Genomic DNA, 15913 nt, shown 5'->3' on the forward strand with positions numbered 1-15913 from the left:
CCCTCAAACTGAAGTGAGGCGGTTCTGGCGGTTTGCGTAAGCTTCCGTGCTAACGCTCAGCGGGGCTGTCAATCTTGGTTGTGTTTTTTGGTGAACCGCTCAGATCGTGCAAGATAAGGTAAAGCGCGGGGATGAGGAGCAGTGTCACTGAGGTAGCGAAAATAACACCAAACCCCAGCGATACCGCTAGAGGCACGAACGGAGCGGTGGCGAGGTCGGCGTTAAGCATGAGTGGCAGTAGGCCCACAAAGGTTGTGACTGAAGTCAGAAAAATAGGTCTAAAGCGCGAGACACCGGCGAGAGTGACTGCCTGTGCGACGCTGAGCTTCACGTCTAGGCGACGCTTGTTAATAAAGTCTACGAGAACCAGGCTGGCGTTGATAACGACGCCCGAGAGCGCGACGATGCCAAGTATTGAAAAGAAGACCAAGTCGTAGCCAAGTATAAAGTGCCCCAGCACAGCGCCAATAAAGCCAAAGGGGATGCTGGCCATGACCACTAAAGGTTGCAGATAGGATTTCAACGGAACTGCCAGCAGGGTGTAAATGATGATGAGTGCCAGCAAGCTTGTTCGCGCTAGTCCCGACAACGCGCTAGCCCGCTCCTCAGCCTCACCTGCCAGGGAAAACGTTGTGCCCGGATACTCGGATTCAAGCCGGGGGATGTGCTGACTTTCAATCAGTCGTAGTACGGATTCAGGTGCGATTCGCGTGCGGTCTGCATAGGCCGTTACGTTGATCGTCCGCTGCCCATCCACCCGGCGAATGGTGGCGTTGCCAGCACTGAGTTGGGCGCTGGCCACTGTTTCAATCGGTACCTCTGCACCATTGGGGAGTCGAATGTACAGTTGGTTGTAGTTATCGAGTGAACGACGATCTGATTCAGGATATCGGACCATAATGCGCATGTCGTCTCGTCCACGCTGCACGCGTTGAGCCTCTGCGCCGTAAAATGCATGCCTGACCTGAGTGCCTAAATCAGCTTGGGTTAAGCCCAATGATTCAGCCTCTGGTCTCACTCTTACGACTAATTCCTGCTTTCCTGCCCGGTAACTATCGCTGATGTCGTAAATGGCATCAAAGCTTGAGAGAACCTCGGTCAGAGCTGCAGCAGCCTCACTCATCACCTCAAGATCTTTGCCGCGAATTTGAATATTGATGTCTTCTCCAAGGGACACAGCTGACGCAGTAAAGCTTTTCTCAATGACGTCGGGAATATCTGGCGTAAGCTCTCGCCAGCGTCTCGCTGCTTCTTTGGGTGTCATACCTCCGCGCTCGCCATGGGGAAGCAAGGTGATCGACATCTCGGCAATGTGGCTACCAGATTCGGAACTTCCTGAGATTTCGCTCTTACTGATGGGCAGACCAATAGTTTTAAATTGGTTGATGACGGCGGAAGCACCCTTCGGCAGGTCTTGGTTTAGTTCTGCTATGAGTTGGTCTGCAGAGGTTTGAACGAGCTCCAGAGCCTTTGTTGTTCTCTCAACCGGGTAGCCCTCTGGCAACTCCAGGCTGGCATAGATTTCATTGCCCGACACGGTCGGGAAAAATTGAAAGATAACCCGCCCACTAGCCAAAAGCCCAAGGATGATGATCAGCGCTGCCAGTGCGGCGCCTAGGGTGGCGTAACGGTATTTCAGTACATAGGACAGTGCCTGTTGATACTGACGCTGAGCGAAACGCTCCAAACCGTCTGACACTTTTTCTTGGAAAGATTCCCAGCGCCGCCCAATAGCTGATGTGCCACGCTCCTTGCTTCGGTGAGCCAGGTGCGCGGGCAGTACCAGCTGCGACTCAACAAGGCTAAAGACCAAACATAAGAGCACGGTCCATCCGATAGCGCCAAAAAAACTGCCTAACATGCTATCGACGGTTACTATAGGGATGAATGCCGCCATGGTTGTCAGCACGCCAAAAAATACGGGGATTGCCACCTCTGTGGTGCCATTGACGGCGGCTTCCTGAGAATCCTGAGTAAAACCCTCATGGGTGTGTATTCGTTCCCCGACCACGATGGCGTCATCGACTAAAATCCCCAGTGACAGTAAAAACCCCATAAGCGACAGCGTGCTGATGCCCAAGTCAGCAGAGGGAAAGAATGCGATAGCGCCGAGGATAGAAACCGGGATACCGGCGGTCACCCAAAGTGCCAAGCGCACTCGTAAAAATAGAGCGAGGGTGAGGATCACCAGTAACAGGCCGCCGGTGGCGTTATTTATCAGCGTCGACAATCGGTCAACTAAATCATCGGCCTCGTTACTCCAGATGCGTAACTCGAGACCGGAGGGGAGGCTACGCTGCTTTACCTCAACGAAGTCAGTGAGATCCCTAGCCATGGCTAGGGTGTTGTCTTTCCCTAAACGCCATACCTTGAGGAGCTGTGTAGGGCGACCATCAAACATCGCAGACAGCTCCTGCTCTTCGAATCCATCACGGATGACGGCGATGTCTCGTAACAGTATGCGCGTGCCATTTGAGTTTGTGATCACGGGTACGTCTTCGAGTTCGCGCCCGGTATACCGCTGTGCGGTACTGCGTAGTCGAATCTCTCCCGCATCACTTTTGATCGACCCTCCGGGAATATCAATGCTACTTTGCCGAATCGCCTTGGCTACAGCCTCCAGCGTTAATCCGTGGCGCCGCAGGGTGAGTTCTGGGATTTCAACGGAAATTTCGTCGGGTCGAACATACATGGTGTCGACTAAACTGACTGACGAAATTTCAAGAATTTCTTCCCGCAGAGATTCGGTGAGGTTTTTCAATGATCGTTCGTCAGTGTCTCCTGAGATGGCGAGATACATCACCACCGAGCGTAAACTGACTGAAGCAACTACCGGTTTTTCGGTATTGGCAGGAAAGGTCGATATCGCATTGACTTGAGCTTTTACATCATCGAGGACACGGTCTTGAAAGGATGCATTGGTGAGTTCTAGAGCGACAACACAGCGATTTTCTGCTGCGGTGGTCTTCACCTTGTCGATACCTTCAATTCCCTGCACCGCCTCTTCAATGCGAATACACACACCGGTTTCAACCTCTGAGGGTGCTGCGCCTAAGTAGGGGACGCTTACCGTGATAGTCGGAACGTCAATGTTAGGAAATTCTTCCTTTCTGACCTCGATTAAACCCAGCAATCCGCCAACGACCAATGAAAACATCAGTAGGTTAGCTGCGATAGGGTTCCTTACGAACCAACTGATGAGGGCTTTCACAACCTGCCGCTCAGTCGACTAATGTCACGGGCATGCCATCGACCACGTACTGCAGGGGAGAAAGGCAGATTTTTTCTCCGGCTAGAAGGCCAGAGGTCACTATCGCGCGTTCATTTTCATAACGCAGTACCTCTATTGTCCTAGCGTGCAGCGTGTTTTCAGGGGATACGACTAGCACCTGGTTCCCTTCGCGGACCGCGGAGCTCGGTATGATCGCAGCGTTGTCTACGGTAACTCCTACGATCTCGGCTTTGACAAAGAGGCCTACGGGGAGGTCGACTTCGTACTGGCTTATTGGATTGTTCACTTGAGCGACGACATAAACGACGCGGCTCAGCTGGTCTATTTGACCCTCTGAGCGAACTAGTGTGGCATTCCACCGGTGCTGCTTACCCGCGTAGTCCGCGGTTAGGGTGACCTTGGGCGCAGCGCTGTGGGTATAAATTCCGCTCTCAAGAATCGTAGAGTCCAAAAAACCAAGTTGGCGGTCGGCCAGCGGGAGGCGAACTTCAAGTTGCTCAGTTGCGTAGAGCTCAGCAATCGTACCCCCACGCTGTACAAACTGGCCGATGTCGACGCTTTCTGCTGCAACACGGCCGTCATAGGGCGCTCTGATTGCGGTTCTATCAAGATTTAGCTGTGCAGTTGAAAGCTGTACTTTGGCATCTGCCAATGCCGCTTGGGCGACACCCGCTGAGCGGCCAGCAGCTCGCAGCTGTGATTCACTCACCATATCTTGTTGCGACAGGGCGATGAGGCGCCGGTTTTCTGCTACGAAGTAGTCTGCCTCAACCTCGGCGCGCTGTAGGTTTGCTACCGCCTGTAAATGAGAATTTTTGTAGTCTTGGGGGTCAATGCTTAGCAGTAGATCATTACTGTAAAAGCGTCCGCCGCTTCGCAGTGCATCACTGACGTTAATGACTTCCCCCGATACCTGTGCGACGAGGTTAGTCTGTATGCTGGGTTGTACAGTTCCCTCCGAGCGCACGCTTAGCGGGAAGGCTTCAAGCTTTATCTCTAGACTGCGCACAGCGATTGCATTGCTTTCGCCCGTTGTCGTATCAATCTGGGGTTTTGAATCAAGTAATATCGCGGTAATAATCGCAGCCACGGCGATGAAAGCCAGAGGGTAGACAACGCGACGACGCAGCCATTCCTTCGAGGGCCCTCTAATGTCCTCAGTACTCATGTTTGTCCTAGGTTTTTGGTGCGTGCTTTACGTTTAGGATTGGGCCGGTTGGCAGTGCCCTTCGTGGGACCAGTTTAGCACTAACTCCCGGACTTTTCTGGCCTCTGAATCTTTATACCGTTACTCTCAAATGGGTATGCCGTCATCAATAGCGTGCTCTCGCTCGGCAGGTGTTGCCACCCCGGGCACATGATAAAAACCATTTAACGCCGATTGACCTGTAAGTTCATTGCCTGAGTCGCCATAAAAAGTCCCGTACCACTTCCGGTTGTTCAGGAAGGGGCCTTCGGTTTTCATGGCCATGGGCTTGAGCGCGGGCGCTTTGTGCTGCCAAATTTCAAAATCTTTTGAGAACGCCTCTAGAGCGCCTGCCTGAACCTGCCGTGCCATATCGTAATCCTCGGGACCTACAGTTTCGCCCTGAGCCTTTACCAAACAACCATGCCACGCTTTTATTCGACCATCTCCTACCGGAGTGTTAGCGATCATTTCAAACTGCGTCGTGTCCCCCCAAACCTGCTTGCTGAGAAGTACGCCAGGCCCGGTGTACCACGTGGTGGTGTAGAGCATCACACCGCCATAGAGGGCCATGGCTCCACCCTGACGTTGAATGAGCACGTGTCCTTTTATTTCGTTCTCAAAATACTCGCAGGGCGCGCCGTGGGTTGGCCCCAAGTGACGATTGTCCGCCATGTTATCGAGAACCTCCTGAGGGTGGATGTCCAGCTCGGGAAGATGATCTAGGTTCCAATGCACCCATCCGGCTTCATCCCATTGCTGAAGGTACGGAGCCGGATAAAGGGGAGCCTCGCCTTGTTCATCAAACCACATCATGATGCAGCCCATATTATCGACTACGGGGTAGGACCTGATTGAGGCTGACTTTGGGCAGGGCCCATCGTGGTAGGGAATGTCATCGACATCGCCCTCAGCGTTATAACGCCACCCATGGTAAGGGCAACGAATCGCATCGCCTTCGATGCGTTTACCGCCGACATCTGCAACGATTAACATCGCGCTGCTGTTTTTGCCGAGGTGCGTTCCCATGTGTTTACAGTAGGCGTCGAGCATGACGGGCTTGCCACTTTCGCCGCGGTAAATGACAAAGTCTCGGTCAAAAAAAGTAACGCCAATCGGGCCGCCGTCTATTTCTCGGCTCTCTGCTACGACAAACCAGCCCCTGGGGAAGGTGTTGGGGCCTAAACCATATTCAGCTGCTTTTGCCACTTTAATTCTCCTTTCTTTCCAAGCTAAGCCTGAGTTTCTAGCAGGTGTGACCAGGATTGCATTCTCACTCAAGTAAGGTAAATGCAAAGCGCAGGCTGGGTCAAAATTTGCCGACTAAGGGTTCTAAACAAAAAGGACGATGACATCATGTGATTGTGAGGTAAGCATGTGTTGTCATTCTTCAAAGGGTGGCGCTGAACTTGTCTCGGGAGCTAACAGACCTTATGGAAGACTCAGATTCGCTGATTGCTTTTCGAGAGGAGGTGAAAGCTTGGCTGAGAGCCAGTTGTCCGCTTTCCCAGCGCCGGCCAATTGTTCAGAAGGAGCAGATATGGGCTGGCCGACAGCGACACTTTCATAGCGAGGATGCACGTCGCTGGTTTGAAGCAGCTAGAGATCGAGGTTTTACTGCACCTGAATGGCCGGTACGTTACGGCGGAGCAGGTTTAAGTGTTACTGAGGCCTCAATATTGCGGGAAGAAATGCAGGCTTTGGGCTGCCGTCCGCCACTGTATGACCAAGGCCTCTGGATGCTGGGTCCTACATTGTTAGTGTTTGGGAGCGAGGCCCAAAAACAACAGCATTTGCCTGCAATCTGCCGAGGTGAGATTCGCTGGGCTCAGGGGTACTCAGAGCCCGCTGCGGGTTCAGACCTGGCTAACCTGCAGACGAAAGCAGAGGATGATGGCGACTTTTTTAGGGTTAATGGCTCAAAGATTTGGACAACAAAGGCTGACGAGGCGGATTGGATCTTTTGCCTTGTGCGAACAGACGACTCAGGCCCCAAGCAGCAGGGCATAAGCTTTCTTCTCATTGACCTTGCAACCCCCGGTGTCTCGGTTTCCCCCATACCGTTAATCAGTGGTGAATCAGATTTTTGTCAGACATTTTTTGATGATGTGCTTGTCCCAAAAGCCAATCTTGTCGGTGAGCTACACGGTGGCTGGGCTGTTGCCAAGGAGGTGCTTCGTCACGAAAGGCAGCTGATGTCTTCCTTCGAAAGTATGGCGGAAAAACCCAAAGTGAATATTGTTGAGCTGGCGACTCAGCGCATGAAAAGACAAGATGATGGTGCTATTTCTAACTTAGATGTGCGGGTTAGCTTAGCCCGTCACCTGATGCGTGATCGCGCGGTGAAACAGCTAGGAGAGCGGATAGAACAACAGGGGAGAGCACGCTGTGGCGACCCCGGCTTGCCACTTCTTATGAAATATTTGAGCACCCGAGAGATTCAACAAAAGAATGAAATAAAATTGAAAATCTTGGGTTATCGGGGGCTGTCTCTTAGCGCGCCGGATGACCCGGACGGCTGCGATTCGATGGTCAAGCAATGGGCGTTTGATAAGGCGTTGACCATCGCCGGTGGTACTTCAGAGATACAGCTCAATATCATTGCCAAACGCGGGCTCGGGCTGCCTTCGGGTGGGTCTTCAGAATGATTTTGAACTCAGAGCAAGAATCCTTCAGGGCCAGCGTTGGCAGTTTTCTCGCTGCCAAATTGCCGATCTCGGCACTGCGAACCCTGCGGGGTAAGCCTGTAGCGACGGCTTATGACCGCGACCTCTGGGGACAGTTAGCAATGTTGGGCGTGAGCAGCATAACCGTGCCGGCTGCCTCGGGAGGCGCTGAGTTTGGTTGGCTGGCATTGGGAGCCGTCGCACAGGAGATAGGGCGGCGATTATCCCCTACACCGCTGCTCTCTAGTGTGGTACTTGCTCAAGGTGCTTTGATTCAATGTGCAAGTCCCGCCCAAGTTGCGCGGTATTTGCCGGCACTACTCAATGGCGATGAGGTCTGGGCTGTGGCCTTCGAAGAGGAAGCGCATTTTTCGCCTGACCGTCTACAAACCGCCATGACGCCTCAGGGGCTCTGCGGCAGTAAGGGTATGGTTCTCGATGGGGCCGCGGCAGATCGGCTGCTGGTTACTGCGCTTAATGAGAGTGGGCAGTGGGGTCTACTACTGGTTGATTCCGATACTCCTGGTATCAACCAGCAGGCATCCCGACTTATGGACGGCCGCCAGTACGTTGCTTTTGAGTTTTCTGAGGTTTCTGAGTCGGCCTGTGAGTGGGTTGCTGGACCTGCGTCTGAGAGTGGTTGGGCTCGTGTGCTGAATCAAGCGATGGCAATTTTAGCGGCTGAAATGCTGGGGAGCGCAAGAGAATTGTGTGAGCGGACGATCGAGCACTTAAAGGAACGTGAGCAGTTCGATGTCAAAATAGGAAGCTTTCAAGCTTTGCAACATCGAGCCGCTCATATGTATAGCGAATTGGAATTAAGCCAAGCTGCTGTCGATGCGGCACTCGTTGCTTTTGATTCGGAAGGGGTAGATCAATGTGCAATGGCCAGCGCGGCTAAAGCACTTGCTAACGAATGTTTTCAGTTAATCAGTGATGAATCTGTGCAAATGCATGGCGGCATGGGGGTCACTGATGAGCTTGATATTGGGCTGTTTTTAAAGCGTTCTCGAGTCTGCAATCAGTTGCTTGGAGACACCCACTGGCACCACCTTCGTTACGCCAACCGCTTAGGGTTTTAATGTCCATACTGTGGGCACGTAAGCCGTGAGGTGTCCGGTGCAGCTGTATTGGCAGTGGGCAGTAGCCTGTGGGGCTTTTTACTGCGCCTCCACAAGAAACTGACTGTACCAACGCCGATATTTGGCAAAGGGCCCATCGCCGTCACACAGCAAGGGGCGTTCAAAATATAGCTTACGTTGCCAAATAATTTGATCCTCCTCCATCTGCTGACAGATATTGGCGATTATGGCTTTTCCCACGCTGTTACCCAGAGTTTCGGCAGTGGCCTTGGGCTGGATGAACGCGTACATGGCATGACTAATTTCGCGCTCTACTGGCGTAATATTGGCGAGCAAAATCGTGTCGTATATACCGCTGAAGCGAACGATCGATAACCCCGCCCCGTAACTTCGAGTTTCGATTGCACCATCAACGACCCCTCGGGGAGTCGGCTGGCGAGTGATAAATTTTGCATGTCGCTTGTAGCCATCAAAGGACTGAATTTCAGCCTCCGGTAGCTCTGATGTGCCGTGTACGTAGTGAAAGTGAGCGCCATCGACACCGTTCTCACCGATCTCCTGCATGTGAGAGTGAATCTCCCATTCATGGCGATCGAATCCGGTCCAGTCAGCGTTATTAGCCAGAGTTTCTTCGATAGGTTCAGGCTCCCAGGTGGGCGCCTCTTTATCGGGGTGATACCAGACAAGTATCTGTTGGTTAATTTCCCTAACTTCCCATGCCCCCAGAATATTTTCGCCCTTGGCGACCCTTGGAGGCAGGTTCTTGGCATAGGGGATGTGAGTGCATTGGCCCTCGCCATTCCACTGCCAGCCATGAAATGGGCATTCTAGACTTTCACCCACAACTCGGGGGCCTTTGCCCGCGTTGTCACGAATTCCGTACCCCAAGTGGGCGCCCATATGGGGGCAGTAGGCATCAACTACACGGGCCACACCGCTCTCTGTTCGAAAAGCGACTAGCTCTTGTTCAAAGTAGCGCAGGGGCACTGCGTCACCGATCTCAAGATCGCTAGAGTATAAAACTTGAAACCACCCTACAGGCATGGGTAGAGGGCATCTTTGTGCGTCGCTCGCAATCATCATTCAAAGCACTCAATTTTGTAGGCTTGTGACTTCAGTCTACTAGAGCTCGGTTTTTAAAGATTACCTCAGATGGTCTAGACAGCTTGAGCAAGATTCTGAGGCAGTTTTAGTGTCTGATCAGTACACTCCAAGCACCGTCGAAGGTAATTTTCTGGCGATAGGTCTTGGGCCTCTTATAAGAATGGATTGTGCTTCAGCCATGAGATCACTGTTGGAAAAATCGATGAGCAGGCTCAACGTGTTGCCACATTCAAAAATTAATCGGAGGTTCGCGTGAAACATTTGATGAGGGAGCTCACCAAAAAGGGCGAATTCTTCGAGACGGTGGCTATGGGCTCTGCTGAGACTAATGCCGACCCTATGATGGTTTACCGCAACGCGCCGGAAACGTTACTTGACATCATAGAAGCCGCCAGAGCTCATGAAGATCAAGAATTTCTCGTTTATGGCAAGCGGCGCATGTCTTTTACGCAATTTTTTGCAGCCGTCGATAAGTTGGTCGCTTATTTACAATTTAAGGGGCTAAAGCCGGGCTTTCGTTTGGCTATTGCCATGCGGAATAACCCCGAGTGGCTGATCGCATTTGCTGCAGGTATCGTTTCGGGCGCGGTGGTTGTGCCCATTAATAGCTGGGGGAAGCGTGGTGAGCTGCTTCATGCTTTGGAAGATTGTGACCCCCACACTTTAGTGTGCGATAGCCCACGGGCGGCGCTGCTCAAGGATGCTTTGCCTGCAGTGCATTTTATCGTCGCTGAGCCCGATTCAGACAGTCTTCGCGCCGAGGGCTGTCACCATACTGATTTTGCAACGGCGTTATGCCACGCCGGGCCGCGAAGCATTGCCAGCCCTCAACCCGATGAGCTCGCCCTGATTCTTTATACCTCAGGCAGCACGGGCGCTCCGAAGGGTGCCATGCATAGCCACCGGGCTGCTTCTCAAGCGATTTTTAACATGATGTTTACCGGTATGTTGTCGTTGTCAGTTGAGGGGCCGCGAGGTTTGCAGGGTGGGGCAGTGCAGGAAAAAACGCTGCTTACAGTGCCGCTGTTTCATGCAACTGGGCTACTGGGGTCATTTTTGTTGCCCTGTGTGACCGCACAGACAATTGTGATGTTAGAAAAATGGGATCCGCAAGTTGCGTTAAAGCTTATCGAAGAGGAGCGGATTACCTTATTCAGTAGCGTCCCCGCGTTGGTGAAAGAGCTTTTGAGCCAACCCAATCTTGGCGATTTTGATATTGGTAGCTTGCAGCGCGTCGCCTCGGGCGGGGCTGCGATGCCAGCGGATTTACCCGACCTAATTGCACAGCATGTCAGTAATCCCAGCCCGTCAGCGGGATACGGCATGACGGAAACTCTGACCGTTGGAAGTCAGGGTGCAGGTGCGGTCTTTGACGCTCAGCCAAAGGCGGCGGGCATACAGTCACCGATTATGGCCTTTAGAACGGTCTCAGAATTAGGTGAGGTTTTGGCTGCCGGTGATACGGGAGAGATAGAAATGCGTGGAGTGAGCTGCACTTTGGGGTATTGGCGCAACGCTGATGCTGATGCGGCGCTTTTTACCAATGATGGCTGGTTGCGTTCAGGGGATGTTGGTTATGTCGATGAGGATGGCTACGTTTTCATAACGGGGCGAGTGAAAGATATTGTTATCCGAGGTGGCGAGAATATATATCCCGGTGAAACAGAGCAGGCCTGTTACGCCCTAAAAAATATCGCAGAGTGTGTGGTGTTTGGCGTGCCAGACGAACGACTCGGGGAAGAGTTAGCGATGGTCATTTATCCGGGGCCAAACCAAGTGCTTTCATCGGATCAAGTGCGAGCTGACTTGCAGCAGCATCTGGCGGGTTGCAAGATTCCACGGTACATCAGTATTCAGCATCAGCCTCTGCTTCGGGGGGCGACGGAAAAATTTGATAAGCGTGCAATTCGTAGTCAGTTTCTACAGGGTCAACTGTGATTCGTCAGCGGATAAATCGCGGCGGTTATGCCGTTTCCGGCTCAGTAACAAACGCTTCACTAGAGCCCGTAGCCGCCATCGACGGGGATCAATTGTCCAGTGGTATAGCCTGAGGCAGACGAGGCGAGAAAGAGTGCCATTTTTGCGACCTCTTGTGGGGTGCCAAAGCGCTGCATGGGTAAATTTTGTTTGACCTGGGCTACCCATTGATCATCAAAAACGCCTTGCTCTCGCAGTCGTAAGAATATGCCGGTCTCAATCACGCCGATCGCAATACTATTGGCTCTAATATTATGTGGACCTTCTTCTTTAGCGACGCCCTTGATGAGCTCTTCGATGGCGGCTTTGGGAGCCACTGAAAGAATATCCAGGGGAGGGTAGCGAAGTAGGCCTGCAGAACTGATGTGCACATAGCTACCACCACCCCCAGTCCGAAGGTGAGGCAGCGTGGTGTAGATCGCATTGAACACGCCCTCTGCGTCGGCTCGAAGAACGCGTTGCCATAACTCAGGGGTTAAATCGGCAATACTCACTTGGGGAATGTCATACCCGGTGGCAATGAAAACTGAGTGCAATCTCCCGCGATCTACAATGTCTTTGACGCAGCGCTTAAGGCTTTCTATGTCTTGTAATGAGACTTGCGCCGTACTGACGATTCCGCCGCTGTTACGAATACCGTCTGCGATCTCCTCGGCTCGTTCACGATTGCTTTGATAGGTCATGCAAACCGGAATTTTCCGGCTCGCCACTTCCGCTACGATCGCGCTGCCTACACCGCCGCTCCCGCCCAAGACCAGTGCTGTTCCCTCTGGGAAATTCAGGTTTTCTGTAGACATTAGATTTCCCTTTTATCGTTTATAAACAGTAGTTTAAGCGGCCTTCTATATTTAAAGTGTTAAAGTCATTTCAGGCCCTTACATCGTCAAGTTTTAGCGCAAAAAAAACCGCCCTAGGGCGGTTTTTAAGCTGTGCTCAGTGTTACATAGAGACCGAGATATCAACCCCGTAGGTGGCTGGGTTACCCCACTGGTGCACGGGTAATCCCAGATCTGCGCCCAAGTTGTAGCCGAAGGTGCGGTAGTCTTCATCGGTGATGTTTTGACCCCATGCTGAAACTCTGACCTCAGTGCCGCCGTCTGCTTCATAGGCCCAAGTCAGTCGTGTGTTAACTAGAGTTCGAGACTGGTTAACGGGCTGCTGGAAGTTGACCGGTATCTGAGGCTGCCCAGCCGCTGTATAGAGTGAAGTCGACGCCCCAATGCTTTGGGTCGCATCCTGATAGTTGCCGGATAGATTAAAGCTTACGACATGTTTACCCCTGCGCAGAACATCCCAGTCCAAAGCGAGGTATGCCGAGTTCTCTGGGGCTAGGCCTTCAGTCGGTGTAATAGTCAGGCCCAGGTAAGGAGGAAACGCGTCATAGCTGCCATCGATGTAGCTATAGTTACCCGTAAGCTGTAGTCGATCGGTGATCAACCAGGCTGCCTCGATCTCGAGGCCCTCACGACTCAGTTTGGCGGCGTTATCAATCTCGGTTGATAAGCCATTGGCATCACTTTTTACCGTACTGACCTGAACATCGTCATAGTCGTAGCTGTACAGCGACGCATTCAGGCGGATTCGACCATCGGCCAGCACCGATTTAAAGCCAATTTCCATGCTTTCAATCGTTTCCTCGTCGAAGGCGTCACCCGTGCTGGTTACTCTGTTGTAGCTACCACCATTGAAGCCGCCTGCGCGGTAGCCCGTGGTGTAACTTGCATAGACATTAACGTTGTCAGTGAAATTATACTGCGCTACGAGGCGTCCACTGGTGTTATCGAATCTCTGCTTTTCCGACTGACCGTAGACGCCCGCAGTTTCAGGGATTGTGTCGAGGTCATCGAGAGACCAAACGTAGCCCGCGCCCAGATCTCGAGGTATGTTGATGACAACACCCTGCAGCGCTAAGGCGGCAGCCTCTTGAATGGCGGCAGAAACGTAACCACCAACGCCTCCCAGTGCGGCGTCACGCCACAGCCAGGTCATGTCTTTGTTTTCTTCGGTGTAGCGTAGGCCCGCGGTCAAAGCGAAGTTGCCGTCAGCGGGTCGCCAGGTGGCCTCGCCAAAAACGGACCAGGCGTCACCGCCGTTATCGAAGGAGCGTCCCTGAGAGCCATTGGCTAGCGGGAATGTGGCATTTTGGACGTTGCGGAAGCTGCCCTCGTCTTCCCAGTAGAAGAAGCCCCCTGCCCAGTCGAGGTTGCCACTAGAGCCCACGATCTGAAGTTCATGACTGTCCTGTTCATACTCATTTAGGGCATAAGTTGAGAACACTGGAGCGCTGCCGAATTCGTTAATGGTGTCGACCATCAGCAAGCCCAGCAGAACATTCTCCGTAGCGGCATCTGCGATCGGGAGTACAAACCCGGGTGCCAGCTCAATTTGCGAGGGTACTACGCCCCCCAAAAAGGATCCGCCGATGGTCTGTAGTACCAAGTCGTGCATAACGCCACCGTTGGTGCTGTTGTTCATGCCATCCAAGTCTTGAGAGGTGTAGGCGGAGACTTCCCGATGACCGTAGATGTACTTAATGTCGATGTTATCTGTCAGTTCAAACTGAGCCTTAAACGTATGAGCCTCAGTGCTCTGGCTGTTAAAGCTGTCGAAGTCACTGGACCCGGTTTCTGGGTTTTGGTTCACACCATCAAGAACCCCTTGGCCCCATGCAGCATAGTCAGCACTCCATTGGAGGTATTGGCCAACCTGTGGTGCGGGTAGGTTGGGCAGCACAAAGGCTTGAACAAAGCTGGCGATCCCGCCCACGGTTTGCAAACGTGAGTCGCTTTGAATGGGGACCGCCGTGAGGTCTCCGCCTGCACCGGCATAACCCGCTACCCCTGCGTACGTGGGGTTCAAGCCGCTAACAACACTGTGGTTGTCACGCTCATCTGAGACGTCATCATTGGTGTAGATGTAGTCAACCGACAGCCGGTCTGTAATGTCCCACTGAAGGGCCATGCGATAACCGCTTCGATCAGTGCTGTTGAAGCCGTCTTGGAATGGATTCGTGTTGTCCCAGAAGGCATCGCGGTCGCGCTGGTAATAAGAAGCAGCAACGCGGAGACTATCAGTGAGCGGGACGTCAATTCGACCCGATAAGTCACGTTGATTGTAGTTTCCCGCCGTCGCTCGTAAATCTACCGCCAGTTCATCGCTGGGAGCCTTTGAAACGAAGTTGATAGCACCTGCAATAGTGTTTCGACCGTACAGCGTGCCCTGAGGGCCTTTCAGTATTTCAATACGCTGAAGGTCGGTGATGTCCATGCCCGAGCCGACCACCTTGCCAATGTAGACACCATCGATGTAACGAGCGGTTCCAGGATCTACTGAGAGGTTAGGCGAACCATCGCCGATACCCCTGATGTTGAGGCCAACATCAGATGTAGTGCCAGGAGGCGCATAACCCTGCACGCCAGCGACCTGATCTACTAGGTCCATGGCGCTCTTGATACCTCTTGACTGTATCTCCTCAGAGCTGAGCACCTGAATCGATATGGGTGTCTCCTGCAAATTTGCCTCGCGACGTTCTGCAGTAACAATGACTTCCTCAAGCTGAGCGAAAGCACTCTCTGTAGAGAGGGCACAGACGACCGCCGTGGCGAGTAGGGACTTCTGGATGGATGGCTTCATGAAATCGACCTCTATTTTTAGTTTTTTGCGGGACAGCGTCAATTTACACTATCGATGTCCCAATTGTGTCGCGGAACTGGTTTAAATGACATACAGCAAATGGACTATCAAGCGTTAGGCCCCGTTGCTCACCCGAAACGCCTCTATTTGACCCAATTTGGCGCTTTTAACGGCATTAGCGACGGTTTTGCTGCGGTTTCTCAGTAAATTAAAAGTAGGGCACCTGGACTGTGGATGAGTTGTCGACCCTGATTTCTGCGCCATTAATATGTCGCGCGCCGTGAGAGGCCAAAAAGCAGATGACGTCGGCCACGGCTGCAGGTTCGCAGGCGAACTCCATGGCTCGAGCCCCCTTGTCGGGATCCATTTCAGGAAAATTCCCCTGCATGCGCGTAATCATGTCGGTGAAGATGCCGTCGGGATGCACTGAGTTACACCGAATGGGGAAGCCATTAGTCTGGCAGTAGACTGCCGTGCTGACGGTGAGATTTCGCACGGCGGCTTTGGTGGCACCGTAGGCTGCGAAGTGTGGGTATCCGCCTACGGCAGATGTCGACGACATGTTAACAATGGCCGCAGCCTCGCTTTTTTTCATCACTGGAAGCAGCGTTTTCATGCCAAGGAATATCGAGGTGCAGTTCACCTGCATGATGGTATTAAAGTCTTCTAAGGACTGCTCTTCGATGTGGTACGCCATAAGAATCGCGGCATTATTGACGAGTATGTCAAGGTGGCCATATTCCTCTTCGAGCCAGCTCGCTAGCGACTCCCAGTCCGCTTCGCTTGCCACGTCGTGTTGTCGATAAATCACGCCCTCTGGGGGGGTGCCTTCAATAGCTCGAATATCGGTGCCAATGACAATGCAGCCTTCAGCCGCGAGTTTTTCCACCGTGGACTGGCCGACACCACCCGCAGCACCAGTAACTAATGCAACCCGTTGTTTCGTTTCCATTATTTATTATCCCTCATTGGCTAAATTCCAGCATGGCAGGGCCGTATTATTCTGTCTATCTCCTAATGGCTGATGGTCTAG

10 protein-coding genes are annotated in these 15913 nt (G+C 52.7%); 3 read left to right on the forward strand and 7 right to left on the reverse strand.

The annotated features are described in order from the left end of the window. Window positions 1-49: 49 nt before the first annotated feature. The 3 genes from ACMAY6_RS06800 to ACMAY6_RS06810 all read right to left on the reverse strand — a co-directional run bounded on the left by ACMAY6_RS06800 (window position 50) and on the right by ACMAY6_RS06810 (window position 5627). On the reverse strand, window positions 50-3211 hold the full coding sequence (locus ACMAY6_RS06800; RefSeq protein WP_435215578.1) for an efflux RND transporter permease subunit: 3162 nt from the start codon (window positions 3209-3211) through the stop codon (window positions 50-52). 10 nt (window positions 3212-3221) lie between these two features. Further along, window positions 3222-4400 carry an efflux RND transporter periplasmic adaptor subunit gene (locus tag ACMAY6_RS06805; RefSeq protein WP_435215580.1) on the reverse strand — a complete coding sequence of 393 codons (1179 nt, stop codon included), beginning with the start codon at window positions 4398-4400 and terminating at the stop codon, window positions 3222-3224. A gap of 126 nt (window positions 4401-4526) precedes the next feature. Further along, on the reverse strand, window positions 4527-5627 hold the full coding sequence (locus tag ACMAY6_RS06810) for a Rieske 2Fe-2S domain-containing protein (RefSeq protein WP_435215581.1): 1101 nt from the start codon (window positions 5625-5627) through the stop codon (window positions 4527-4529). Between the two features lie 200 nt (window positions 5628-5827). On the opposite strand from ACMAY6_RS06810, the gene ACMAY6_RS06815 reads away from it, so the two are divergent. After that, complete coding sequence (locus ACMAY6_RS06815) at window positions 5828-7066, forward strand: acyl-CoA dehydrogenase family protein (protein ID WP_435215583.1); 1239 nt, start codon at window positions 5828-5830, stop codon at window positions 7064-7066. Further along, complete coding sequence (locus ACMAY6_RS06820) at window positions 7063-8166, forward strand: acyl-CoA dehydrogenase family protein (protein ID WP_435215584.1); 1104 nt, start codon at window positions 7063-7065, stop codon at window positions 8164-8166. The genes ACMAY6_RS06815 and ACMAY6_RS06820 overlap by 4 nt, the downstream gene beginning before the upstream one ends. A 78-nt stretch (window positions 8167-8244) precedes the next feature. Here the strand turns inward: ACMAY6_RS06820 and ACMAY6_RS06825 are convergent, their stop codons facing one another. Further along, window positions 8245-9249: a Rieske 2Fe-2S domain-containing protein gene (locus ACMAY6_RS06825; protein WP_435215586.1), complete on the reverse strand. Its 1005-nt coding sequence runs from the start codon at window positions 9247-9249 to the stop codon at window positions 8245-8247. 273 nt (window positions 9250-9522) lie between these two features. Here ACMAY6_RS06825 and ACMAY6_RS06830 point away from each other — a divergent pair, with 273 nt between their 5' ends. Beyond that, window positions 9523-11208, forward strand: coding sequence for a class I adenylate-forming enzyme family protein (locus tag ACMAY6_RS06830; RefSeq protein WP_435215587.1), 1686 nt, complete (start codon window positions 9523-9525; stop codon window positions 11206-11208). A gap of 59 nt (window positions 11209-11267) precedes the next feature. On the opposite strand, the gene ACMAY6_RS06835 is transcribed toward ACMAY6_RS06830, so the two are convergent. The 3 genes from ACMAY6_RS06835 to ACMAY6_RS06845 all read right to left on the reverse strand — a co-directional run bounded on the left by ACMAY6_RS06835 (window position 11268) and on the right by ACMAY6_RS06845 (window position 15832). After that, a complete protein-coding gene (locus ACMAY6_RS06835) occupies window positions 11268-12044 on the reverse strand; it encodes an SDR family NAD(P)-dependent oxidoreductase (RefSeq protein ID WP_435215589.1) in 777 nt (258 codons plus the stop codon). 142 nt (window positions 12045-12186) lie between these two features. After that, on the reverse strand, window positions 12187-14880 hold the full coding sequence (locus ACMAY6_RS06840) for a TonB-dependent receptor (protein WP_435215591.1): 2694 nt from the start codon (window positions 14878-14880) through the stop codon (window positions 12187-12189). Between the two features lie 208 nt (window positions 14881-15088). Next, window positions 15089-15832: an SDR family oxidoreductase gene (locus tag ACMAY6_RS06845; protein WP_435215593.1), complete on the reverse strand. Its 744-nt coding sequence runs from the start codon at window positions 15830-15832 to the stop codon at window positions 15089-15091. Window positions 15833-15913 lie beyond the last annotated feature (81 nt).

It is taken from the genome of Luminiphilus sp. nBUS_16 (assembly GCF_051201645.1).
Taxonomy (GTDB): Bacteria; Pseudomonadota; Gammaproteobacteria; order Pseudomonadales; family Halieaceae; genus Luminiphilus.